Annotated in this window: 19 protein-coding genes; 8 read left to right on the top strand and 11 right to left on the bottom strand. The window is 48.4% G+C overall.

Annotated features, from left to right (window positions below; genetic code table 11):
* Positions 1-291: 291 nt before the first annotated feature.
* Positions 292-1593 (bottom strand): APC family permease, encoded by a 1302-nt coding sequence (locus Q0E49_RS00855; protein WP_295745581.1) that lies wholly within the window; start codon positions 1591-1593, stop codon positions 292-294.
* 167 nt (positions 1594-1760) lie between these two features.
* On the opposite strand from Q0E49_RS00855, the gene Q0E49_RS00850 reads away from it, so the two are divergent.
* The gene (locus tag Q0E49_RS00850) at positions 1761-2699 is read left to right on the top strand and encodes a magnesium transporter CorA family protein (protein WP_295745578.1); all 939 of its coding nucleotides are present in this window, start codon (positions 1761-1763) and stop codon (positions 2697-2699) included.
* 48 nt (positions 2700-2747) lie between these two features.
* Here the strand turns inward: Q0E49_RS00850 and Q0E49_RS00845 are convergent, their stop codons facing one another.
* Entirely contained in the window at positions 2748-3878 is a 1131-nt protein-coding gene (locus Q0E49_RS00845; RefSeq protein ID WP_295745576.1) for a DUF3114 domain-containing protein, read from the bottom strand.
* A 188-nt stretch (positions 3879-4066) separates the two neighbouring features.
* On the opposite strand from Q0E49_RS00845, the gene Q0E49_RS00840 reads away from it, so the two are divergent.
* Genes Q0E49_RS00840 through Q0E49_RS00820 form a run of 5 tightly spaced genes read left to right on the top strand, consistent with a single transcriptional unit; the run spans position 4067 to position 8377 of the window.
* Entirely contained in the window at positions 4067-4981 is a 915-nt protein-coding gene (locus Q0E49_RS00840) for a zinc ABC transporter substrate-binding protein (protein ID WP_295745572.1), read from the top strand.
* Between the two features lie 16 nt (positions 4982-4997).
* Positions 4998-5666 (top strand): ATP-binding cassette domain-containing protein, encoded by a 669-nt coding sequence (locus tag Q0E49_RS00835; RefSeq protein WP_295745569.1) that lies wholly within the window; start codon positions 4998-5000, stop codon positions 5664-5666.
* Positions 5666-6466: a metal ABC transporter permease gene (locus Q0E49_RS00830; RefSeq protein WP_295745566.1), complete on the top strand. Its 801-nt coding sequence runs from the start codon at positions 5666-5668 to the stop codon at positions 6464-6466. The genes Q0E49_RS00835 and Q0E49_RS00830 overlap by 1 nt, the downstream gene beginning before the upstream one ends.
* Before the next feature lie 29 nt (positions 6467-6495).
* Positions 6496-7620 carry a YibE/F family protein gene (locus Q0E49_RS00825; RefSeq protein ID WP_295745564.1) on the top strand — a complete coding sequence of 375 codons (1125 nt, stop codon included), beginning with the start codon at positions 6496-6498 and terminating at the stop codon, positions 7618-7620.
* Positions 7613-8377, top strand: a complete 765-nt coding sequence (locus Q0E49_RS00820) for a YibE/F family protein (protein ID WP_295745562.1) — start codon at positions 7613-7615, stop codon at positions 8375-8377. Before Q0E49_RS00825 ends, Q0E49_RS00820 begins: the two co-directional genes overlap by 8 nt.
* Positions 8378-8433: 56 nt before the next feature.
* Here the strand turns inward: Q0E49_RS00820 and Q0E49_RS00815 are convergent, their stop codons facing one another.
* The 3 genes from Q0E49_RS00815 to Q0E49_RS00805 all read right to left on the bottom strand — a co-directional run bounded on the left by Q0E49_RS00815 (position 8434) and on the right by Q0E49_RS00805 (position 15818).
* Positions 8434-10995, bottom strand: a complete 2562-nt coding sequence (locus tag Q0E49_RS00815) for a YhgE/Pip domain-containing protein (RefSeq protein WP_295745559.1) — start codon at positions 10993-10995, stop codon at positions 8434-8436.
* Entirely contained in the window at positions 10992-11546 is a 555-nt protein-coding gene (locus tag Q0E49_RS00810; RefSeq protein ID WP_295745556.1) for a TetR/AcrR family transcriptional regulator, read from the bottom strand. Before Q0E49_RS00810 ends, Q0E49_RS00815 begins: the two co-directional genes overlap by 4 nt.
* Before the next feature lie 168 nt (positions 11547-11714).
* Positions 11715-15818, bottom strand: a complete 4104-nt coding sequence (locus Q0E49_RS00805; RefSeq protein ID WP_295745554.1) for a YSIRK-type signal peptide-containing protein — start codon at positions 15816-15818, stop codon at positions 11715-11717.
* A 179-nt stretch (positions 15819-15997) separates the two neighbouring features.
* On the opposite strand from Q0E49_RS00805, the gene Q0E49_RS00800 reads away from it, so the two are divergent.
* Positions 15998-17602 carry a bifunctional aspartate transaminase/aspartate 4-decarboxylase gene (locus Q0E49_RS00800; RefSeq protein ID WP_295745551.1) on the top strand — a complete coding sequence of 535 codons (1605 nt, stop codon included), beginning with the start codon at positions 15998-16000 and terminating at the stop codon, positions 17600-17602.
* A 105-nt stretch (positions 17603-17707) separates the two neighbouring features.
* On the opposite strand, the gene Q0E49_RS00795 is transcribed toward Q0E49_RS00800, so the two are convergent.
* On the bottom strand, positions 17708-19288 hold the full coding sequence (locus Q0E49_RS00795; protein WP_295745547.1) for an MBG domain-containing protein: 1581 nt from the start codon (positions 19286-19288) through the stop codon (positions 17708-17710).
* A gap of 489 nt (positions 19289-19777) precedes the next feature.
* On the opposite strand from Q0E49_RS00795, the gene Q0E49_RS00790 reads away from it, so the two are divergent.
* Positions 19778-20335, top strand: a complete 558-nt coding sequence (locus Q0E49_RS00790) for a PepSY domain-containing protein (protein WP_295745544.1) — start codon at positions 19778-19780, stop codon at positions 20333-20335.
* An 88-nt stretch (positions 20336-20423) separates the two neighbouring features.
* Here the strand turns inward: Q0E49_RS00790 and Q0E49_RS00785 are convergent, their stop codons facing one another.
* The 5 genes from Q0E49_RS00785 to Q0E49_RS00765 all read right to left on the bottom strand — a co-directional run bounded on the left by Q0E49_RS00785 (position 20424) and on the right by Q0E49_RS00765 (position 23697).
* Complete coding sequence (locus Q0E49_RS00785) at positions 20424-20819, bottom strand: iron-sulfur cluster biosynthesis family protein (RefSeq protein ID WP_295745541.1); 396 nt, start codon at positions 20817-20819, stop codon at positions 20424-20426.
* 85 nt (positions 20820-20904) lie between these two features.
* Complete coding sequence (locus Q0E49_RS00780; protein WP_295745538.1) at positions 20905-21381, bottom strand: flavodoxin; 477 nt, start codon at positions 21379-21381, stop codon at positions 20905-20907.
* Between the two features lie 482 nt (positions 21382-21863).
* Positions 21864-22097, bottom strand: a complete 234-nt coding sequence (locus Q0E49_RS00775) for a cytochrome b5 domain-containing protein (RefSeq protein WP_295745535.1) — start codon at positions 22095-22097, stop codon at positions 21864-21866.
* A 69-nt stretch (positions 22098-22166) separates the two neighbouring features.
* The gene (locus tag Q0E49_RS00770; RefSeq protein WP_295745532.1) at positions 22167-22451 is read right to left on the bottom strand and encodes a hypothetical protein; all 285 of its coding nucleotides are present in this window, start codon (positions 22449-22451) and stop codon (positions 22167-22169) included.
* Positions 22452-22524: 73 nt separating this feature from the next.
* Positions 22525-23697, bottom strand: a complete 1173-nt coding sequence (locus tag Q0E49_RS00765) for a hypothetical protein (protein WP_295745529.1) — start codon at positions 23695-23697, stop codon at positions 22525-22527.
* Positions 23698-23706: the final 9 nt, after the last annotated feature.

Genomic DNA, 23706 nt, shown 5'->3' with positions numbered 1-23706 from the left:
AGCGCAATGACAAAACCAACTATTATCGTCAGACCAACACCGCAGCCAGCGAATAGTCCTTTTGAGATTACTCGTTCTTTTTAGTTAAGCCAAGGAGTGACAAGACCACTAACCCGCTTACAGCCACCATTGTTGTCTAGCCATTTTGGCCTGGGGGACTGGTTGGCTGCTGGTCTGCCGCTTATTGACTAGCCGTTGTTCTACCACCTTTTACTGATTATGACTCATTATCAGGGGCTTGCTTTCCATCACGTTATTATTCCTAATTGGCAAAACAATCCTTCAACTTCACTACTTACCAAGCCAGTGCAGGTTTTCGTGGTTGCGCTGGCGCCACAGAAACTCAATAATAAAACTTGCCACTAGCAGGACCACTACCGATGCCCAGGTTAAAACGTCGCCACGGACAATAGTTTGACCAAACAGCAAGGCAAAGAGGGCCAGGTTTAAGCCGACTGAACACATCAACACAAAACGGTTGGCTCCTGTTTGCTTAACTAGTCGCAGGTGTCCAACATTCACCATTGCGTAAACCAGCAAAAATGCCAGGCTGGCCATCTGACCAACATCGGCTAGCGGAAAGACCACCACAAAGACGCAGACAATCAGGGAAGTAATGAATAACCCCCACGTACCACCAACTCTGGTCATCGCGCCAAACTGTACCGGGATTTCACCCGCCTTGGAAATGCGAATGGCTAAGTTGTCATCACCAAACATCGTCGAATTGACAGCGGAGGCGGTTGCTACCAGGGCGGCAACCCCAATCAAGACCATTCCCAGCTTACCAAAAATTGTTTTACCAGCCACCGCCAAAACATGGCCCTGGTTATTAATGGCCTGCTGAACACCGATCGTCTTGATCACCACGATACTGGCGAGGATATAAACCACCATCACAATTACTAAGGAGAGCGTCAACGCCAACGGTAACTGTTTCTCCGGATTACTCATACTGCCGGCGGCGTTCGTGACCACCCCGAATCCTTCATAGGTCACGTATAGCAAACCGGCGGCCGATAAGACCCCCAATGGACCACCAGCAACGTGCGGAGCCATCACCGGTACGTGGGCATGACTAAGGCCGAAACCAATAAAACCAGCCAAAATAACTAACTCAAAGGCAATAATTGTGGTTTGTGCTCGTGCCACTTGTCGCGAACCAAGAATATTAACGAGGACAACGAGGATAACAATCCCAATGCTAATTATTTTTCCTCGCCAACCACCACCTTTAATTCCCGCCAACTGACAAGTATACTCGGCAAAACCGGTCGCATAGAGAGCCATCGCAATAATCCAGCCAAAGTACTGGAAAACGTTGATTCCCCCGGCGAGTAAACCATTGCCAAAACCACGCAGGAGAAACTTTGCGGCCCCACCGCGATCCGGGTAGGTCATTCCCAACCGTGAATAAGAATAAACAGAAAAAGCAGCCACAATCCCCCCAATCAAAAATGACAGTGGCAACCACTTCCCCGCACTTTTGGCAGCCAGCCCCAGCAAAGTGTAGAGTCCAGCACCCATCATTCCGCCAACACCAATGGCGGTTGCCCCAACAACACCAATAGAACCATTCTTTTGTTTCTTCAAGATCGAGCCTTCTTCATTCAAACCGACTTATTATCATTAAAGATTATTATAGTCCTTTTTTGATTGGTCAGCTCATCAGGCATCTTTTTATTGTTTTCTGGCCCTCTCCGGTATAATTATCATCATAAGAGTAGCTTGCATGATGCAGTCGAAAGGAGCTGGCAGCGATGCTTCAAACGTTTACCATTAACGGTCGACATTTACAAGTCACTACCGGTCAGGGCCAATCCTCAACAATCCTTTTATTATCTTCGCCTACTCCAGAAGAAATCGCCGAGCTTTGTACGCAATTTAACCTGGACCCCACAATCTTTGACCGCTGCAATTCGGCAGAAGAAGTGTCACGGTTTCAACTGCTTGAAAGCAAGCAGCTGACCAATCCCCACCTTCTGGTTGTCTTTGACTTCAATTTTGGTTACCAGCATATTGAAGAGCAATTAACACCAGCCATCTTAATCTTTGACCAGGACCACCTGATCATCTGTACCCAAAATTCAGCCGTTTCATTTGAGGAACTGCAACAAGCAGTAGCCGAACATGACCCCGTCCACCAGCTGGTATTTCACCTGGTGGATGCCTGGCAGCAACAACTTAACGCTGCCCTGCAAAACTTTGAGGACGAGATTGACCGGCTAGACCAAGCGTCACGCGATACCACGATTAAAAATACCGAGCTCCGGGCGCTGACGGAACTGATGCGGCAACTGGTTTACTTTGAACACACCGTTAACGATCAAACGACCACCCTGAAGGCACTAGTAGACAGTCCCATGGCTCGCAATATCAGTGACTCACTCAAGTTAAAAATTGAGACTAGTCAGCGGCGGTTATCAAAGGCCATTCATATCTACCGGGATGCGGTTGAATCCCTCAGCAGTCTGTACACCGCGATGATGGATAACCACCTGAATCACCTAATGAAGTTTTTGGATTCCACCGGCCTCGTGATCGGGATTGCTGCCCTGCTCAGCGGTCTGATGGGGATGAACGTTGGCGGGATGCCCTGGGAGAGTTCCAAGTACGGTTTCTGGATCATCATTGGTCTGGCCGGATTGCTTTCGCTTATTGCTTCACTCTACCTCCATCGCCGGTCATACAATGACTAACAACACAAATTAGGCACCAGCCGTTGCGAAAGCGGTTGGTGCCTTCTTTTATTTCCGTTGATCCAAGTAGGTAGCGATACCCTGATTGGGCTGTTGGCCAGCCCGCAAAGTAGCAACAAAGTCATTGTAGACTGACTGCCGCTGGTCTTCCGGAATGGCTCGCCAGCAACGTACGTCATTGTCACCACCATTCCTGACGATTTCCGCAAATGGACCCCCGTGGTTGTAATCATACGGATAACGCCAGTACTTCTTGGCTTGTCGGCGAATTTGACTATTCGTTGGTTGTTGGATATCTAAGTAACGGTGCGTCCCCTGGTAAGCCGCTGGCAGCCGATAGCCCCCGTGGGGGAGTCCATAATTAAACGATTCGGTATTAGCCACCTGGTATAGTTCGTCGACCGAATAGTGTCGCGGGTTGGCATCAACCTGCCCTGCAGAATTAGTCTGATAAACGTTCCACTGGCTAACAAATTTCCCACTTGCAATATCGATAATGAATTCGATCATCCGGGCGTCATTGTAGCGTGACCGCGGAGAGTCACACATTAATTGGACCTTCATGTTATGGGGATAATCAAAGTGGTCATGGTAACGATTGTGGTAATTAGCCCCCGTTTGATAGTCCAATGCTAAGTGGCGGTCCGTACAGTACTTTAACAGTCGTTGGTAGTCACTAGCTCCAGCTGGTGCCGGATAGCGACGCAGGTAGCTAATATTTTGTCGATCCAGGTAAACCCGGAATAAGTGGACCCGGCGACCTAGTTGATCCTGACTTAACCCCAGCGGGGTTGGGTAGGCATCAACGACTAATTGACGAAAATAAGGATAGAAAAAGCTTTGTGGTGAGAGGCCCGCTGCTAGTCGAAAATCATGACTGCCCAGTTGTAAAAAACCAGTCGCATCAACCCACGATTGCAGGTGCCGGTCAATAATTAACGTCAGCTGCTGGTACGCTGTCAATCCACTGTTTTGTAGCATGGCAACATATAGTGGCGAACCTACCTGGTACGTCATCTCCAGGCGATCCTGGTGGCGCAGAAAATAACCAATCGCCCCTGCCGGCCAGCCATTCGTTCGTAATTGGCGGTAAGCACTGCTAGCTTCGGGGTGCCGGCGCAGGAAATGACGAATCTTGACTTGATCCCACCAGCGGTGAAGAAATTGTAATAAATTCATGCCCTTATGCTCCCCTTTGCTGCCTCAAGCCAGCAATTAACCGCTGACTGGCTTAAGCTTGCTCCGATTGTTACATTTTAACGACAATTTTACAATTCCTCTTTTTTAAAGAAAAGGGTTGCCTTTCGTAAAAGCTATGTTTACTATTGTAAACCGATGACAGAAGTCACCAGAAAGAAGGAAACGCTATGCTCAAACGTCTGTTTAAAGTTAGCTGCGGAGTTATTCTTGCAGCAATGATTGCCCTGATCCCGCTCACTAACCACCACGTCCTGGCAGCTAGCAGCAAACCGATCCAGGTTGTCACCAGCCTAGATTTCTATGGTGAGGCTGCTAGTCAAGTCGCTGGGAAGTATGGTCACGTAACCTCAATTATCAATAGCACTTCAATTGACCCCCACAATTATCATCCGGGAACGAAGCAGGCCCGCCAAGTTGCCAAGGCGAACGTCGTCATCGAAAACGGCCTTGACTACGACCCGTGGCTGAAAAAATTGGCCCGCAACAACCACCACAAGGACCTGCAGGTAGTTAATGTCGGCAAGAGTGTCGCCCACAAGAAGGTTGGCGATAACGAACACGTTTGGTACCGGCCGGCTACCATGCCAGCACTGGCTAACAAGCTAGCTGATAAGTACAGCAAGCTGGACCCGGCTCACGCCGACTACTACCACCAAAACGCTCAAAAGTATGCTCAATCTCTTCAACCAATTGATGAAAAGGTTCAGCAGATCAAAAAGAACGTTAACCCGCAGCGCAACAAGGTGGCAGTTAGCGAACCAGTTTTTGACTACGCCCTCTCTGCAACTGGCTACCAGGTCGCTGACAAGCACTTTGAAAAGGCCATTGAAGACGAAACCGATCCTTCACCAAAGGATATCCGCAACATCAAGAATGAAATGAAGAACCACCAACTGGCCTTCTTCGTTGAAAACTCACAAACGAGTGATAAAGTGGTCAACAACCTTGTTAAATACGCGAAAAAGCACCACACCCCTATTTTAAAGGTGACTGAATCAAAGCCGCACGGCAAGACTTACTCTGAATGGATGATGAGCCAGTACGACCAGTTAGCCAAGATTCAGCAACAGGAAAACAAATAAGTAAGGAGCGCTTTTCATGAAGCCACTAGTTAACATTAACAACTTAACGGTGGCGTTCGGTGAACACTCAGTAATTAAGTCTCTTGACTGTCAAATCATGGCAGGAGACTTTTTTATTGTTTTTGGCGATAACGGGGTCGGTAAAACCACCCTCATCCGAACGCTGCTCGGGAGCCTTCATCCCCAGGGTGGAGAAATTACCCGCCCCAGCAACCGCCAAATTGGCTACGTCCCGCAGTTTCGCAACCTGGATAGCGAATACCCGCTGGCCATCCGTGAATTTGTGGCCCTCAATTATAATGACAGTTACATTCCCTGGCAAACCAGGCGCGAAAAGCAGCACATCCAACAGGCCTTAACCGAAACCAACCTGCAGGAGATTAGCCGCCGACCACTGGGACTGGCTTCTGGTGGCGAAAAACAACGGGCCTACCTTGCCCAGGCACTGGTCAACCGGCCACGTCTACTAATTTTGGACGAGGCTACTGCCAGCTTGGATAATACCATGAAATATGAACTACTAGACCTCGTTGCTAAATTGCAAAAACAGGGGCTCACCGTTCTCTTCGTTACCCATGACCTACCGCTGGCTAAGCGCTATGGTACGCGTTTTCTTAAAATGACCCGCCCCGGTTACCACGAAGGGGTGCTGAGTGACTTTCCAGAATTCAAGGAGGTTCATTAATGTTTGACCTAGACTTTATGCGCTACGCCTTCGTGGCCAGCACCTTCATTGCCATCACCAGCGGGATGATTGGCGTTTTTATCGTTGCTCGCGAAATGTCCTTCCTTACCCATACCCTCTCAGAAATTGGCTTTGCCGGCGGCGCCTTCGCCGTTTTTGCTGGCTGGCCACTGTTAAACGGGATGTTACTCTTCACCCTGGCCAGTTCACTCGTGGTTGGACGGTTAAGTGTCAACCAATCACGGCGTGAAACAATCACCACCGCCGTCTCCGGCCTGTGCTTTGGCCTTGGGATTCTCTTTTTGTCACTAAGTAACAAGATGTCTAATTCTGCCACAAGCATCCTCTTTGGGAGCATCGTTGGTATTAGCCAAGCCGAAGTTCATTCACTGATTATCCTGTCGATCGTCGTGGTAATTATCACCGCCCTCATCTTTAAACCACTGAAGTTCGATTCCTTTGACCACGTCGGCGCAACCGCAGCGGGAGTCAATACCACCATCATCTCGCTCCTCTTCCTCCTCTTGTTAGCTATCAGTGTCAGCGTTGCTTCACAAATTGTCGGTTCCTTATTGATCTTTATCTTGTTAACACTGCCAGCAGCTAGTGCCCAGTACTTCACCCACAGCATTGGCAAAATAATGACGCTATCGATTATCTTTTGCCTGATTGGCACTTATTCTGGTCTGACCCTCGCTTACTACACCGATTGGCCAGTCAGTTTCTTCGTATCGGCGATTGAAGTGACTATTTATTTTGCTGCCCTCCTCTACCAAAAATTCCAAAAAAGTCTAAGATAGAAATAATTGACAAGAGGAAGTGAAAGAAAATGGATCGCTGGCATTTTCACATTCGACCAGCCACCTGGCTCAAACTAATCATTTTAGGACTGCTTGGCCTGGTCTTAATGGTCGGTGTCACCCACAACCAACATTTTTACCACCGGTCTATTGCGAAGGTGACCCGTGTCAGTAACGGCCAACCGCAACCACAAGTTGATGGCTTGCAAAACAAAGATGAACTAACCCACCAACGTATTACTGCCAAAATGATGAATGGTCGCCACCAAGGTGAAACGATTGTCCTTAATAATAGTTACAGTCACTCCTACACTACTGATTTTCGTTTTCACCCTGGCAACCAACTTTTTGTTTCGCAGGTTCATCGTCACGGTCATCAGCTGGCGGGCACTATTAGCGGCGTCAAACGTGATGTCACCATTGCTTTTTTAGCCTGGCTAGTAGTAACCATGTTGGTTTTGCTGATGGGGTCCAACGGCCTCAAGGCTCTCTTCAGCGTAGCTATTAATACCGCCCTATTTATCTTTGCCATTTACTTAGACCAACGGGTCGTTGATTCCTGGGTACTGGTTATTTTTGCCGGGTTAACAATCCTGTTTGCGGCCACCAGCCTGATCATTATTCTCGGTTGGAATAAGAAAATGTTGGCTACTCTCCTGGCAACGTTAATTGGCGTCGCGACTTCCGTTCTCCTGGGGGAACTGATTCTTCAGCTGACGGGCAACCGCGGCGTCTTCTATGAATCGATGCAGTACGTCACCCAGGTGCCCAAAACACTGTTTATCGCCGAACTAATGCTCGGTTCGCTAGGGGCCGTGATGGACGAATGCAGCGACATTATCGCCACCCTCTTTGAATTACGCCAGTTAAACCCTCACATTAGCCGTCGCCAACTATTTGCTGCCGGCCAAAACGTGGGCAAGGAAATTATGGGGCCGCTAATCAACGTGCTCTTCTTAATTTTTATGGCAGGTACTTTTGCTTCCAGCGTCCTTTACTTAAAGAACGGCAATGGCTGGGGCTACACCTTTAACATGAACATGAGTCTCGGCATGGTCCAAAGCCTGATTAGTGGTATCGGGATTAGCCTGGTGGTTCCCTTAGTCAGCGGCTTTGGTGCCCTGCTCTTAGGAAGGAGCGGTCAACATGAGTAGTATTAGTCTCTTAAGCCTGGTGCTGTTAGTGATCATGGTCGCGGTGGGCCGCCAGCAAGGGTGGCTAGCCTTTGTCAGTATCTGGTTAAACTTCTTGGCACTCTTCTTATTTATCACTTTAATTATCTGGCATTTCCCACCACTGTTATTAACCGTCATCTTCAGCGTCCTCATTCTCGCAATTACCATTTTTCTGGGGGCGGATCAGACTAGTGCCACTCTTCCGGCGTTTGGTGCCGCCTTACTAGTGACCGCCATTACCATGGTTACTGTCGTAATTACCGTCCACTTTGCCATGACCTACGGCTTTAGCATCGAAGACAGTGACGACCTTCAGGGGATGTCGACCATGATCGGTGTCAACTATCTCCACATCAGCATCGCCACGACGACCCTTTGCAGCCTTGGCGCCGTCGCGGAAGCAGCAATTGCCATTAGTAGTGGAATTGACGAAGTGGCATCCAAACACACCGCCTTGCCGTTTCGGCGCTTGTTTACTGCGGGGATGCACATTGGTCACCAAATTATCGGGACGACCATCAACACCCTGTTTTTTGGCTTCTTTGGTGGATTATTGTCATTATTTACCTGGTTTGCCAGCCTTCATTATTCCTGGGCAATGATCTTCAATAACCAAATCATGGTCGGCGAACTAGTCGAAATCCTCATTTCCTTTTTAGGGGTCCTGTTGACGGTGCCGATCACCGCCTGGATTACCTGCCTTTATCACCAGCGACGTAAGATGTCGCAGCACTAAAAAATCGCTCCATAGTAAAACCGCTAACCTGGTTTCTCAGGCTAGCAGCTTTTTAATTAGTTCAAGCTTTCCACTGGTTGCCGGTTAGTAACTCGCCGTTTCAACGGTGCTGCCACCACCAACATCAACGCGTAAGCTACACCGGCAAACAGCAGCAGCATAACAACATTCTGGATCAAGTAAGCCTGGTTAAAGCCACCGGTTAAGGCCTGGCGGAAGCCGTTGATCCCATAGGTCATTGGCAACCAGGGATGAATAAAGTTGAAGAAGTGATTGGTCAATTCCATAGGGAACATCCCGCCAGCGCCACCGAGTTGGGCGACGAATAATACCAATCCCAAGACCGTTCCAAAGCGGCCCATTATAATCGTGAGCGCCTGCATAATAGCCAGTTGCGCCAAAGTATAAACCATCCCCACTACTAGTAACTGTCCGGGGTGTTGGACCTGCAAGCCTGCCATTACCAGTCCAGCACTTTGGATAATCACCATCAATAATGCCGCGGTTAATGCTAGTAATAACTCATGAATAATCATTGCGCAACGGCGACGATTGGTTGCCAAAATCCGGCTGGATGGCAAGGCAAGAGTAAAAATGAGGACCCCAATAAACAAGCCGGTAGCCATCATAAACGGTGCCATCGCATGACCATAGTTAGGGACTTGGCTGTAGTGGCCATGCTGAAGCCGTGTCGGCGAAGCAAACATTTCCGCACTTTGCCGGTGTGGCTGGTGCTGGTGTAGCTGGTGCTGACCATTCGCCAACCCGACGGCCAGGCGGTTAACACCCCGACTCAAGAGGTTAATTCCCTGTAGCAACGGCAACGAATTAGCAGTCAGTTGCTGGGTACCGTACGCCAGTCGACCCACACCAGCAGTGAATTGTGGTGCTTGCTGGGCTAACTGGTTGAGGCCAGTGGCCAGCTTCAAGCCGCCCGTTGTTAGCGGTGTTGAGGCACCTGCTAACTGGGTAGCTCCGGTATTAGCCTGTTGAACTCCTGCTACGTAGCCATTCAATCCTTGGTGAAGCTGGTGAGCACCTGCCGCCGCCTGGTCAACACTCTGACTATAACGAGCAAGGCCACCATCTAACGCTGACGCCCCTGCCGAAATTCGCTTAGTAGCTTGCGCCAGTTGTTGGGCATTTTCCGACATCGTCCCCAGCTGTCCTTGGTAACCATTCAGGGTCGTCAACAGTTGGTCAGCCTGGCTGATTGTTGTCTGGGCCGATGACAGCACGGTCTGCAGGGAAGATAGTTGGTTTAACTGGTGTTGCATTGAAGTCAACGACCCCTGCAACTGGCCTAAATTGTTCATCACCGGGGAAAGTTGCTGGATTGTCAGTGCATTCTCTGCCGCTTGCTGGGCACTCTGCCCCGTCGTTGCAGCCACCTGCGCTAGTTCCGCTTTCACCGCCGGATCCGTCGTTCTCTGCGCTAACTGGGCAGCTGTTCTCGCTGCTTGGCTGTCATGAGCGGCAATCCCCGCGTCATTTTGGGCAACCGTCTTGAGCCGGCCCAGTTGGTCAGCCGCCTTCGTTAACTGGTTAGCGGTGCCCTGGATTTGTCGCGCACTAGCTGTAGTGGTTCCTAACGCCGCCTGTGCCTGATCTAGCCCTGTTTTCAAGTATGCAAGTCTTCCCTGGAGTTGCTGTGCCTGGTTCATCGCCGACATCATCGGCTGCATGTTGAGCTGACGCAGCGAGCGGGAGGTGGCGCCATTCAGCTGAGTCGTTCCGGCACTTAGCTGATGAGCACCCTGACGCAGTGAATTGGAGTGCCCACTGAGGGTCGTCAACCCGGTTACTAATCGCCCAGTACCACCCGTCAGCTGCCCTGAATGATTTGCTAGTTCTTGCAAGCCCCGTGACAGCTGACCAACACCACCAGCATATTGCTGTAAGCCGCCAGCCAGTTGCCAACCTCCATGTGACAATTGTTGGGTGGCATTAGGCAGCGACGTTACTTTTGTTTGCAAGGTTTGCACTCCGGCATTGACCTGTGAAACGCCGACAACATAACGCTTAGTCCCACTAGCCATCGTCACTAGCCCACTACTGAACTGGTGGGCACCACTGGCAGCAGTATCCATCCCACGGTCTAAGCGGCTTAAGTTCTGAAAAAGTGCTGCCGCGTAGGCCTTAGTCACTGCCGCCCGAACCTGCGTATTTAGGTGCGTCATCCCGGTTTCGCTAATCGTGGCCGCCAGGTAGTTTTGCGAATCATTCGTTTGGTAACGCAGGACCATAGGCCGCGGGTGCTTTTGCAGAACTGTCGCAGCATTATGGGAAAAACTATCGGGAATGGTAATCACCGTATAGTACTGGTGATTTGCCATTCCTTTTTTAGCTTGATGATTATTGACAAATTGCCAGTCCAGCTGGTGATTGTGTTTCAGTTGCTGGACCGTCTGCCTGCCAACATTGAGGGTTTGTCCCTGGTAGTGGACTGGCCGGTCATTATTGACCACTGCTACTGGTAGTCGACCAGTGTAAGCAGTTGGATTCCACACTGATTTAATAAAGGACAAGCTGTACATCAGTGGCGCGGCAACCGCGACAATGATCATGACAGCCACCGCCCATGATGGCCGGATCAAAAAAGCCTTTAATCGTTTCATTCACGTTTCCCTCCTAATGATGGTTGATCAGCCAACCAGTTTACAAATTGATTTGCGTTGTGAAGGATCGTCTGCTGGTCAACCGCATAATCTTGACTACGCCACCAATAAAATGCCCCGACAATGCTGGCACTCAACATGTAAGCCGCCGTTTCCTGGTTAGGAAACTTGGCGATTGACTGTACCAGGCGGTCATCCACTTTTCGCTCGTAGCGGTCCAAAATGATATCCGCAAGCAGGTTCACCAGAGTGGCGTACAAGGAACTATTATTCTTGCCAGTAGCTAAATTGCGCAGCAGCGTTTTATGCTGCTCCAGCCACGCCACAACGTTGGTAATTTCATCATTCCCCTGGTCAATCAGCACCGTTATCTGCTGGTTTACCGTGTGCTTCAATAAGTCGTATTTGTCATTAAAGTAGCGGTAAAAACTACTACGGTGCATCATTGCTTCCTGGCAAATCTGATCCACCGTCAACGATAAAAATGACTGGTTAGCCAGTAACTTCAACAGGGCGACTTGGAAGTCGCGCTCGGTACGTGTTAATCCCATCACAATCTCCTTTCATAATGCGACACATTTTTTATTTGTCTTATATTAACACAAATATTAAATGGTGTCTTAGAATTTTTCGAACAAAAAAAGACCATGATGGGGTTCACGACTGCCATCATGGTCTTCGCTAATTATTAATTGTCACTGCGAAAGTTAACTTACAGCCTAGTCCTGCTTCTTCTGGCCCCAACCGAAGCCCAATAACAGTCCGAATAGTCCTAAACATGCCAGCACTGCCGAACGGTCATTACCCGTTTGTGGCAACTTCTGGGCATCTGACGACTGTTTCTTACCAGTCCGTTGCTGGGTAAGCGAAGTCGTGTCGTCAGTTTCCTTGCCAGTTGAACTACCTAGCTGGTTAGTACCTGGATGACCGGTAGTTGGTTGCGGCTCTGCCTGGTAGGTTACGATAACGGTTCCTAAGTCGGTCTGGTCGGAATCAGGGTCCACAGTCAGTGCTGACACTTCCGGTCGGTCGACTGTCTGGTAGTCCACTGCTACCGGACTTTGTGAGTCGACCGCGGCAAAGGACGACTGATCTGCTGTCCAGTTAGTGTAGCCCAACACTTTATGGGTCACGCTATCGATGATCGCCTTCCGGGTAAAGGTCAGTGTCTGAACATAGCGGTGAGTACCCGTTGGTGAGCCGTTGACATCCTGGTAGGACTGGCCATGGTCACGCGTCCCCCGGTAGACAATCGTCCGGGTAAAGGTCTTAGTTAACTGATCAGCCTCTACCCCTGGGTGGGTCCCGTCAACTTCCTCCTGGTCATGGAAGTAGTAAACGTTCAAGTCATCACCATCGTGTGCTGGTGTTGATGTGTGGGTAGCGACTTCTGCCGCGTCACCCTTGTTAGTTACCTGGTCCGAAGACTGTGCCTGCTTGTAGCCGTAACGGGTTAAGTCTGGCGAACCTTGAGCCGGGTATTCAGCAAAGGACCCGAATGGTACCCAGCCATCATTGGCACCCTGACCAGCGATTAGTGGTTGACCATCAACGCCTTTCTTGGCAATTGGCTGACCGTTGGCATCCTTCTTAGCCAAGCCATTTGTCCCAGTTTCCAACTGGGCGTAACCCAGAAAGACACCAAACTTATCGTAAACTGCCAGCCGGGTGTAGTTAACCGTTTGTGTAATGTCCGGGACATTGGCGTGAATACCCTGCTTGGCCAGTTCATCACTGATCTTTTCACCCGTAACAGCGTCATGGTAGTAAATGTGGCGGGTTACCGTCTTATTTTGTGCCACGTTCGTCCGGTAAGTAACGGTAGTCGTCCCCAAGTCAATTGGCTGACCAGTGTAGTGATAGTCATGCGGGTTAATAGTTTTCGCGTCAACCCGATCGACATCCACCATGTCATATCCCACCTGGGATGGCCGCTGAGAAACAACGGTGGCTAATTCGTTACTTGTCTGCGGGACCCATTCACTAGTAGAAATGACTTCATTGCGCGAATTTTGCACCACGTGACGGGTAAAGGTCAGCGTTTGCTGATAATGGCTCTTACCGTCCGGTGAACCATTGACATCCTGGTAGCTTTGTCCGCCATCTTTTGTTCCCCGGTAGTTAACCTGGCGGGTAAAGGTCATTTGTTCATCATGGCTGTTGGTCAAGTCATAAATCAGGTAAACATTTTCAACGGTGCCGTTGGCAATGTCACTACTAATCTGTTCTTGCGGTGCATCGTTCGTGGTAATTACTGGGCCATCAACGGTTTCCTGGGCCGCCTTTTCGATAACCCAGTGACCTTTCAAGGCCCCACCAGTAACATCAACCTGGTCCTGTTGAACCTGCTGGTAGCTGTCCCCGTCACCACTAACGACGACTCCTTGGTTACCACCTGTGGCCACATGCCAAACCTTCTGCGGAGTTTCCTGGTTAGCGGGGTCCACCACGTAGATAGTCTTCCCATCCTGCTGCACTGCCTTCACGTTGACGAGTTTACCATTGTAGGTGTAGTAAGTGGTCGTGTAGTTAATGACCTGTGTTTGGTTGTCTTGAAGCGACTCGTGCTGTGGACGGTTAGTCACAAAGTGAATAATCCGCTTGGCGGTCTTCTGGTCAGTTTCTTGCTTGGCAACCGGCAGGTAGTAGTAGTTGACCTCTTGTTCCAAGAAACCATACTTGCCACTAGTTGAACGGTCAACTGATACAAAATGATAGCCAGCAAATGCCTTCTGATCACTAGTCCACTGCCAGTCATGATTGTCATCAGCCGCGGTTGGTGTCAGCATCACCGTCGAGTCCGCACCATTAGCTTCCGTCATTTTTTTGCCAGTCAATAGGTTAATGTAGTTGACCGTGACTTTTTGGCGCGGCGTAAAGACGTAGGTCAAAATCGTCTTCGTTTTCGAAGAATAACGACCATCCTTGCTGTTGAGGGCGCCGATAAACTCGAACCCCGTCTTCTCGGAATGGTCCTTAACCCCCTGATCGACACCGGTATAGTCAATCGGGTCCCCATCATAACGTTCATTCAGCGTTGGTACCCATGAATCATCTAAATATGGAACTTCGAGTGACTTCCGAGTATATTCAGCAACCTTGCTTTGCCCAGGAATTTCTTGGTAGTAATATTTCACCACAATTGGGTTTTTGCTATCCTTGGTTTGGATTTGACCGACAAAGCCATCAACGTTAGCGGAATGTTTACCAGTGTACTCATAACCTGGAATGTCATCCAGCTGATGAGTCTCGTAATTGTACGGTCCAATCTTTTCCGCGTCGCCCACTGTTCCTGGCAACGCATCAGTAGTTGGCATCGTAATCTTCTTTAATACCTGATTACGGTCCTGATCGACAAACTGAATTTCAATTGGTGATAACGGTGCATACTTGAGAACCAGTGTCCGGTCAGTTGACCCGATCTGTTGGTCCTTTAGGACGTTGTAGTCACCTTTAATGTCAGTACCGGTTAAATCACCCTCGACAAATTTGTAGCCAGGAATCGATGCAATAAAGGGCCCATTTAACTGTGAAGACTGGAACTGGCCAATGGTGGTCTCAGCAGCGTTCAGGCCAAACTGAACATCATAGTTGCCACGACCATCCGTGACGTCGTCCTTATGTTTCGTCGGGACTGCTAAGGTCTGCCCCGTCAACGCATTAACATACTTGAGGTGGTAAGTAATATTGCCGAGGTAAGCATTGATCGTGACATCATGGCCATCGCACTTCCGACCACGAAGGATCTTCTGCCCATCAGCGTTTTCGTCTTCATACCAAACCGGCTCATAACGCACCTTCGTTGGCGAATAGTTGTCTGGGTCATAGTAATGCCAGCCAGCTGGATCGAGGTAAGCCTTTCCGGAAGCTGAAGGTAGGACAATCTCTGGCCATTCGTTCTTGTAATCAGTGTAAGTCCACTTGTCATAACTGATTTCACCAGTAGTTTCGTCCACCTTGGCACTACGATAGGCGGTTAATGTATTCACTACCGTCTTGTTTTGAGAACTATCAGGGTAAACATAGTTGATTGTTTGCATATACGTGTGGTTCAAATCATCTTTAGTTAAGCCGGGTTGGTTTGTCGGCTGGTTATGATAAACCCACTTATAATGATGCCCCAGTGAGATCGTCACGGTTTGGTGCGCCTGGTTTAAAGTGACCTCACTCTTGTTCAGAGCGGCACACTTATCCCCATAGTCATAGTAGAATAATTTGCCATCATCCCCATCATAGACGTAATGCTGGGCTTCCTTTTGACGAATAGCTTGAATTAACTGGTCAGCCACGTCTTTACCAAGCTGTCCGCTGATCGTCACCGCCGCGAAGTGATTATCCGGATTAACATTATCTTTAAAATTAAGCGTTAATTTAGCTTCATCATGAACAAGTGCCGAAGCTGTTGCTTGATCATTAGTTGAAGAAGTATTTGGTGCGGATGAAATCCTGTGGTCACCAGTGGTTGATATTGCCGGAGCAGTTGCGGTGCTACTATTTTCAACAGTACTGGTAGATCGTGTTAAGCCCACAATACCGCCACCCGTGCTCTTTGCTGATACTTCCTGGTCAGTTTGGGCTGTTGTCCCTCCTTGGTGGCTTGTCTTATCAGAAGTCCCAGACTGCGTTAACACACTACTGTTGGCAGCCACTGTGGCCTGGTCAGTAGTAGTATTACTATCCGCATGGGCCACTAAGCCCTGCCCGGCAAAGAAGGTTACCCCCAGCATCACTGATGCAACCCCCACACCGAGTTTCCGTAAGCCAAAACGCTGCCGTTGACTAACAGTCTTCCGTCTTACAATCTGCAGATTATTCTTTCCCACGGTCGTTCCTCCCTAATTAATATTATTTTTTTGATGACAAACACATAGTATAGGTATTTTATCAATAAATCACCGACAAGCATATTAAAATGTTGTGACAGTTGATTACAGCTCCCAGGCGAACGAAAATGTTATTATAGAAGGAGATAGTTGTGGACCACAGCAAGAGGAGGGCTACCATGAAAAACGATAACGAACAAGCCTTAGAGAAGCTGGGGGCCTTTGAAATCAGCTCCGAGATGAAGGAAATTGCCAAACAAAACGAACACGGCAATAACTTCTTAAATGCCGGCCGGGGAAACCCGAACTGGATTCAAACGCAGTCGCGACTTGCCTTTGCCCGGCTGACACAATTTGGGGTCCATGATTCTCGCCGGGCCATGGACCAGGGCCAGATGGCTGGTTACCTGGAAACTACTGGTGTTTTTCAGCGGTTGAAGCACTTCCTGCAGCCAGAGAACCGTTCTGAAGACCGCTTTATCATCACAGCAATTGACTACTGTCACCGTCACTACCAGCTATCAGGCGACGAGTTAGTGGCCGAATGGGTTAACGGTATTTTGGGTAACGACTACCCCGACCCTGACCGCTGCCTTTCGCTGACCGAAGTAATTCTTAATCACTACTTGAAAAGTATTGCCTACCATGATGATCAACTGCTTAACCAAACCCAACTTTTCCCCACTGAAGGTGCCACGGCAGCAATCGCTTACGCCTTTAATTCGTTGAAGGAAAATCATCTTTTGTCAGCAGGCGATAAAATTGCCATTAATACGCCAATTTTCCCGCCCTACCTCCAGATCCCGGTCTTAAACGACTATGAGCTGGTGGAAGTCGATATTCGTTCCTACGAAAAAAATAACTGGGAAGTCAACCCGCGGGAAATTGAGAAACTCACTGACCCGGCGATCAAGGCCTTTATCGTTGTCAATCCCACCAACCCGGGTTCCAAAGCATTCAACGAGAAGGACTTAGCAGCTATTCGTGACGTTGTCCGCAAACGCCCCGACTTAATGATCATTAGCGATGAAGTCTACGGAACGTTTGTCCCTCACTTCCATAGTGTTTACCAAGCGGCACCGCATAACACCATGCTGGTCTATTCCTTTTCCAAGTTGTATGGCTGTACCGGTTGGCGGCTAGGCTTAGTTGCTCTCAATAAGGAAAACGTTTTTGACGATACAATTACCCGGCTACCACAGTACCTTCAACAGCAGTTGCAACAACGGTACCGGTCAGTCGTGCTCCATCCTGATAAAATGAAGTTTATCGACCGCCTCTGCGCGGATAGCCGGTCCATTGGTCTCTATCACACGGCGGGACTATCGACGCCACAGCAGATCATGGCCGTTCTCTTTGCCATGAGCCACCTGATAACGCAAGACCACGATGGCGGTTCGGATTCCTACATCGACCAAACTCGTCAATTGATCTCCGCTCGTTACGAGAAATTGCATAACGCCATGGGCGCACCAAAAGACGAGAGTGACTCCAACACTCATTACTACTCACTAATTGATATTTACGGACTGGCAGAACAACGCTATGGTCACCAGTTCCGCGAATACCTGGCAGACAACTTTGAACAAGTTGACTTCCTCTTAAAATTAGCAGAGAAAAGCAGCGTCGTCCTCGTTGACGGTGTTGGGTTTGGGACTAAGCCCGGTGAACTGCGGGTTTCTGAAGCCAACCTGCCAACCAAGGACTACCAGGTAATTGGTCAGCACGTCTTGGAATTGCTAGCTGACTACCACCAACAATTTGAACAAGCTCAAAAGTCATAACTCATCTCGTTAGTTAACTAATAAGAAAAGGGAGAAACAATCCATATGGGTTGGTTCTCCCTTTATTTGTCTCAAGCAATAATCAAGTTAACAATAATCAGTTAACTAATCACGCTCGTGCTTCTTCTTGTTTGCTAAGCCTAGCATAGTCGTTAAGCCCATTAAGTCGAGACCAAGAGCAGCAATGCCATTCTTGGCATCACCAGTTTGTGGTAATTGCTTGCCTTGCTGGTTGGTAACGGCTCGTCCTGGTTCGTTCTGGAGGCGCTGACTGCTGCTGGCCGTTGATCTAGTAGATACTGAGTATCCATTATCGCCAGTCACTGGCCGCTTGGTGACAGAAGCATCCTTTGCATAGTTAATAATAATGGTTTGGTCACTCGTCGAGTTGGTCACCACTACTTCAGGAACGGTTGCTTGGCTGGCAATATATCCAGCAACCGTTGGCGCAGTGAACTGCGGCCAGGTAGCTGTTGTCCAATCTTCCCACGCGAGCCGACCATCCTTGACAATAGCCTTCCGACTGACCGTTGCCGTTTGAGCAACGACTCGTGGCTGCTGATCCGGAAGTTCAACCTTGATTGTCCGCGTCACGGTTTTCACATCATCTTCCGGCAGTGAAGCAGTTGCCGAAGACGACACATCCGCTGGCTGACAGCTAAAGTTTGGCTGGTGATCCACGTGGCCATAACTATTAAAGGTCTTTTCCAATGCCACCAGCACGTGCTGCCAACCCTGGTTAGTTAGTGTAACCCGGTATGACCCATTGGCCAACGGTGTCGCACTCACTTGAAAGTCACCTGCAGCCGGCTGGAAGAACTGGTCAAAGCTGGTTTGGTAAGGACCAACCGGTGATTGACCATCACCGTTGCTAGCCAACTGGACATGGTACTGCGATGAGTCTAGTCCGGAAGTGCCTAGTGGTGCTGACCCAGTAACCGTTACCTTCACGAGATAAGGAGTGACCGTGTAAGATGGCCGATTAGACTCCCACATCACAATCAAGAAGTTTAAGTTATACTCCCCAAAGGTAATGTTCTCAACTCCTGGTTGGGGCACCCACTTACCATTTTCTTCCATCCCGTTGACCCATGCCAAGAGATGGTCAAAGCCGGCCCGGCTAAGGACAACGGCATAAGTCCCAACATTGACAGCCTGCCCGTTCACTAAAGCTGGTTGGCGCCAATTGCCAGGGAAGTGAGCAACTTCTTGGTCGGTAGCAAAACGCAAATCACCATCGACTAAATGATACGGCGGAATAGTGTAGGCCAAACCAGAAATCCCAATATGAACGGTATAGTTATTCGGGTTAATCGTTGTTCCGTAAGGCGTTTCCGTTTGGGGATTATTCGTATCCGCTACCGCAGCGTAGGCTTGCTGGCCAGGAATGTTTTCATTAGCTGCCTTCAATTCGACCGTTGCCCGCAGCTGGTGGCGTGGATGTTGATGATTAGCCTCGGCTTCCGTTGCCGGCTGGTTGCTTGCTACCGCACTCGCTTGTTGGGAATCATGGCTTGCTGGCTGTGCAGCTGGCGTTCTGGTTACCGCAGTAGGGGTGTCAACAGCGGCGTTATCATCTGTCGTGGCTGCGTGAACCGCCGGTGTCATCAACGCCAGGGATGCCGCAACCACTGTCGCACCAACCACCCATTGCTTCTTATGCTTGTAGAGCTTGTACCTCATCATGATTGATTACCTCCCAAACAAAAGACAAACTTCACGAGAAAGCGTTACTTCATTCTTTTAATAAATATACTAATTAGCACTGTCAGCTTTAGCCCAAGACGATCATTTAGCGTCGGCCTATTACCACAACAAGCCAAAATGCTTTCTTATTTATCGATAAGCCAATTATGCTGATACATTTTTATTTTAACACTCTTATCTATAAAGAGTAAAATTGCCTTAAAAAAGAACACTTAGCAATGTTATAATATGCTAAATTATTTTCTGAGATTTTTTATCGATAAAACCGCCTATTTTTCCCGCTTGCTTCTGTGTATCATTATCATTCATAGTGGTTGAGGAAGAAGAAGATAACAGTTTTCAAAAATGAAATATTAATTATTTTATTTACGTTAGAAAAATTAAACTTAATTACTTCACCAATTTTTCACTAATTACGGTTATAATGAAGTCACAGACGGAAAGTTAACGAGGAGGTTAATTAAAATTATGAAAACAACAACTTTTAAAAAACGGCTCGTCAATGCTTTGGCAGTGACGGTTATCACTACTAGTTCACTGGGTGGTGTCTTCCTAGCAAGCCCGCTGGTAATGACCACAGCATCCGCTAACGCCGATACAATCAAGATTACCGAAAAAGACGCTGTCAAGAAGTTCAAAAAGGAATTCAAAGACAGCCGGGTTACTGAAATTCAACTCGAAAAGAAGGGCGGTTCTTACCGTTACGAAATTTCGGGGATGGACAACAGCAAGGAACACAACATGGACGTCAACGCTAAGTCTGGCAAGGTCATTCACAAGAGCAGCGAAAAGCTGGACGATGATGACCAAGAAAGTGCTTTGGACTTAGACAAGCTGATTACCCGCAAACAGGCTACCAAGGTCGCAGAAAAGGCTGCTAACTCTGGTAAGGCCCACAACTGGTCGCTGAGCTACGATGACGGGACGCCAGTTTGGGAAATCGAAGTTGGCCACGGTCACAAGCAACACGACGTTAAGGTTAACGCCAACAACAAGAAGGTCATCAGCAACACCCAAGATGACTAATTAAATTAGCCACCAGATCAAAAGCCGCTAATGAGTCGGGACAACCTGTTCATTAGCGGCTATTTTCGTCTTAATATTGGGAAACACCCTAACAGTCATGGGTACCAGCATACTGGTGATCAACAGGTTGGTCAATATCGACAAGCTCCACGTTTTCCGTTAGCACCCCCTTGGGACTAACTAGCGGCAAGGCAAAATGCCGCCGGTCAAAGCGTAACTCCATCTCTGGTTCAAACTGAACATTCGCGTACAGTTCGCTCTTAATATAGATATCGCCAATATTGGAACTAACAACCTCATCAAAATCGGGCAAGTCAACATCATGGTTAACGAAGATCAGCCGGTAATTGGCATCCAGATTGCAGTTGCCGATCGCCGAAAATGGGCCAACGCCGTCATCAAAGTCGAGAACAATCTTTTTTGTTGGCGATAAATGGCCCTTAATCCGTTCCAGCGCTTCAGTCGTCACAGTCAGCTTTTTCATCAGTGTCCCTCCTCACAAGTTATTCATCATGATTATACTAACTTTTTGTAAGAAGAAACAGCAATCTGCTCGCCCTTCCTTGCAGCTAAAACTGCTGCACCCATTGTTCCACCTGTCGGCGATTATTCAGCACCGCCCCCTGGTTGACTTTAACCTGGTAGCTATTTTCAGCAACCGCGCGCTCAATAAAGCGTTGCGACCGCTCGTAACCAGTCCCATCTGAGGTAGCCAAGAGGGCGAGCTTTTTGCCGTTTAGGTCGAGATGGTCAATCAAGTCAGCAATCAGCCGTGGCGGAATTCCCCACCAAATAGGGTGACCAATCACAATGGTGTCGTAATCCCGAATGTTGGGTAAATCGTCCTTCACTGCCACCCGGCTATCATGCTGATGCTGTTCCAGTGACGTCCTGCTCTGCGGGTCGTTCCAGTCAAGGCTGGCTGTCGTATATGGCTGAGCAGCGTGAACTTCCGCCAGGTCGGCATTGAGCACTTGTGCTACCTGCTGCGCCACCCGCTTAGTCGTACCAGTTGCCGAGTAGTATAAAACCAACGTCTTTGCCATATTTCAATCGCTCCTTTGCTCTTGATCCTTCGTTCTTGTTTAGTATAGAAGGTAAAGTTAACTTCAGGTCAAGAAAAGTATTTATTCTTTTCGTCCTCAACGACAGTTTCTTGCCACTCTGAACATGCCTAAATAAAAGATGGGCATTCCCATCCGTTCGTGGAGAACTAATCATTTGCATGAACATCAAATGCTCCCGGAGCATCAGGTCACTCGTTAGCTGACTTTGATGACCTTTGAGGGCAAGCAAACTTTCATCAAGCGAAATACGACAATACTAAAACGACCGCTAATGTTTGCTAGTTCAAACGGTAGCGGTCTCTTTATTTTGCCAAATTGAATCAATTAGTGGTAGGAGCTTTTCCCTCACAACAGCAAAACCAGGACGGCCTCCAAAAAAACAATCCTGGTTATTATTTAGTTGCAGTCTTGAACAACCATTTCCCCTTTCAGGGCGGTGGATAAACAAGCGCTATTTCTATTTATTCAGCTAATTTTCCCACTACTGGCAAACCTGTTAAGACACTGTCCTTATGTGGTGACTTCTTCCAGAGAACATCGGTCAAGTCACGTCCCGCCAGGTTGCCGTGGTGTTTACCACCCTGCCAGGCAGCTTTACCAGAGACGTCATAAACCGTTCCATCGACGGCGACGTATGCTGGTTGCCCGTTTTGACCGTTGAATTGCGCTAATTCTTCTTTACTAAACGTTTTCATGTTAAATTGCCTCCTTTTGACTTTTCTTCCTTCATTTTACCGCAATTGGTATTGCTAACCTAATAACAGCTACTCGCGAATTGCCCGGATGACACTAACGGTGTACTTGCCGGTAAAACCATCTGCCGTCACCTGGTAGCCATCGACGTTAGTGTGAGCTTTACCAGTGTCGAGGTCCACTACCGGCGAAGTCAGTTTTGTCAACTGGGCTGCTGAATGCTGGCCGGACTGGTAACGTGCCAATTCTTCACACTTAGCGACTGCGTCTTTGCGGTGACGGTAAGCATCCCAGAAAATGACTGCCTCGTCTTGTGCTGGTTTTTCCTGAATTAAGACGGCATACAACTGTGCCATATTTTGATCCTCCTTGTTAATGGAAAAAGCGCCGCCAAGCAGCGATTACTCACTGTGGCCACGCTTTTAAATCCTACCGGGCAAACACAGCGGTTTGCTTCTTAGTTTGCGCCTTGGTTACCAGGTAACCATTCTTGCTCCCCCGGAAATACCCGATAAAGTGACTGTCATAAATATCGAAGTCGGCTGGGTTTTCCAGGTTCAACGTGTATTCCTCCTGGTAATTCCCAAAGACACCATCAGTCAGCTCCTTGCAGAACTTCTTCGACATTATCTTATTAATACCGTTATTGTAGTCAGATTGCGCACGATCATAACGTTCATTGTAATTCGGCCCCATATCATCGTGAAGATCTTCAAAGGTCTTTTGCCAACCGTACAGCTGCTTCATCATCGACGGGTCCTTCTTCGCCAGCGCTAAGAAGTTGTCCTGAACTAATGATGAGTCAAAATTATCGGTGTATTGAATGGTGACCTTTTGGTTAACAATCTCGTTGCCAGAGTCGTCAGTCTTTGTCTTGGTCCGCACTTTCATCGGTTCAGGAGCCTTGTAGCTGGCATTCTCAACATTCTGCTTTAAGCCGGCATAAAGTTTCTTTTTTAATGTCTGATCATTATTTTGGAGATCTAAATTCTCCGGGAATGCTGCATGTTCAACCCGCAGTTCTGGGTTAAGCTGGGTGGTTCCCTTCTCACTACTCGTCAAATGACCATCCTTATTAAAGGTAACGATGTAATCCTGATTATCACTATTTTGACGGCCAGTCTTAATCCCTAGCCCTGCCAGTTTGTTATCACGCTCTAACAGCGAATATCTCGGCATTGAAAGGCCGTCTTCGATATCGGCGTTAAACCCATCATGATCGCCATGAATTGCCAGGTTAACCTCCTTGGCCGAAGCATCAAAGTACTTCTTATCCTGCTTTTTGGCATAGGCAATTGCTTCGTGGTCACTCATCTTGGAAACTTTGCCCAGGGTCGTGTCATTATCATAAGTCCGGTATGTCCGGGCCTTGCCGTTTTTCAGAACAATGATGTAGTAGACATCCGAGTTTTTCGACTGCCCAGTCGACATAAACCAGACGTGAGTCCCCGCACCATTAGCCTGCTTAACGAATGAGACGTGCCTGGGTGGAGTCACCGAGCCGCCGTTCTTTCGCATCTTCCCCAAACCCAAAAGGATGATTAAAACAATAACAATCCCTGCAATCCATTTCCACTTTGCCGAAATATTTTTCAGATTCATCTGCTATTC

The sequence above is a fragment of the uncultured Limosilactobacillus sp. genome, assembly GCF_934202235.1.
Classification (GTDB): Bacteria; Bacillota; Bacilli; order Lactobacillales; family Lactobacillaceae; genus Limosilactobacillus.
The sequence above is the reverse complement of the archived record's forward strand: the minus strand, read 5'-3'. Positions and strand labels throughout refer to the sequence as shown.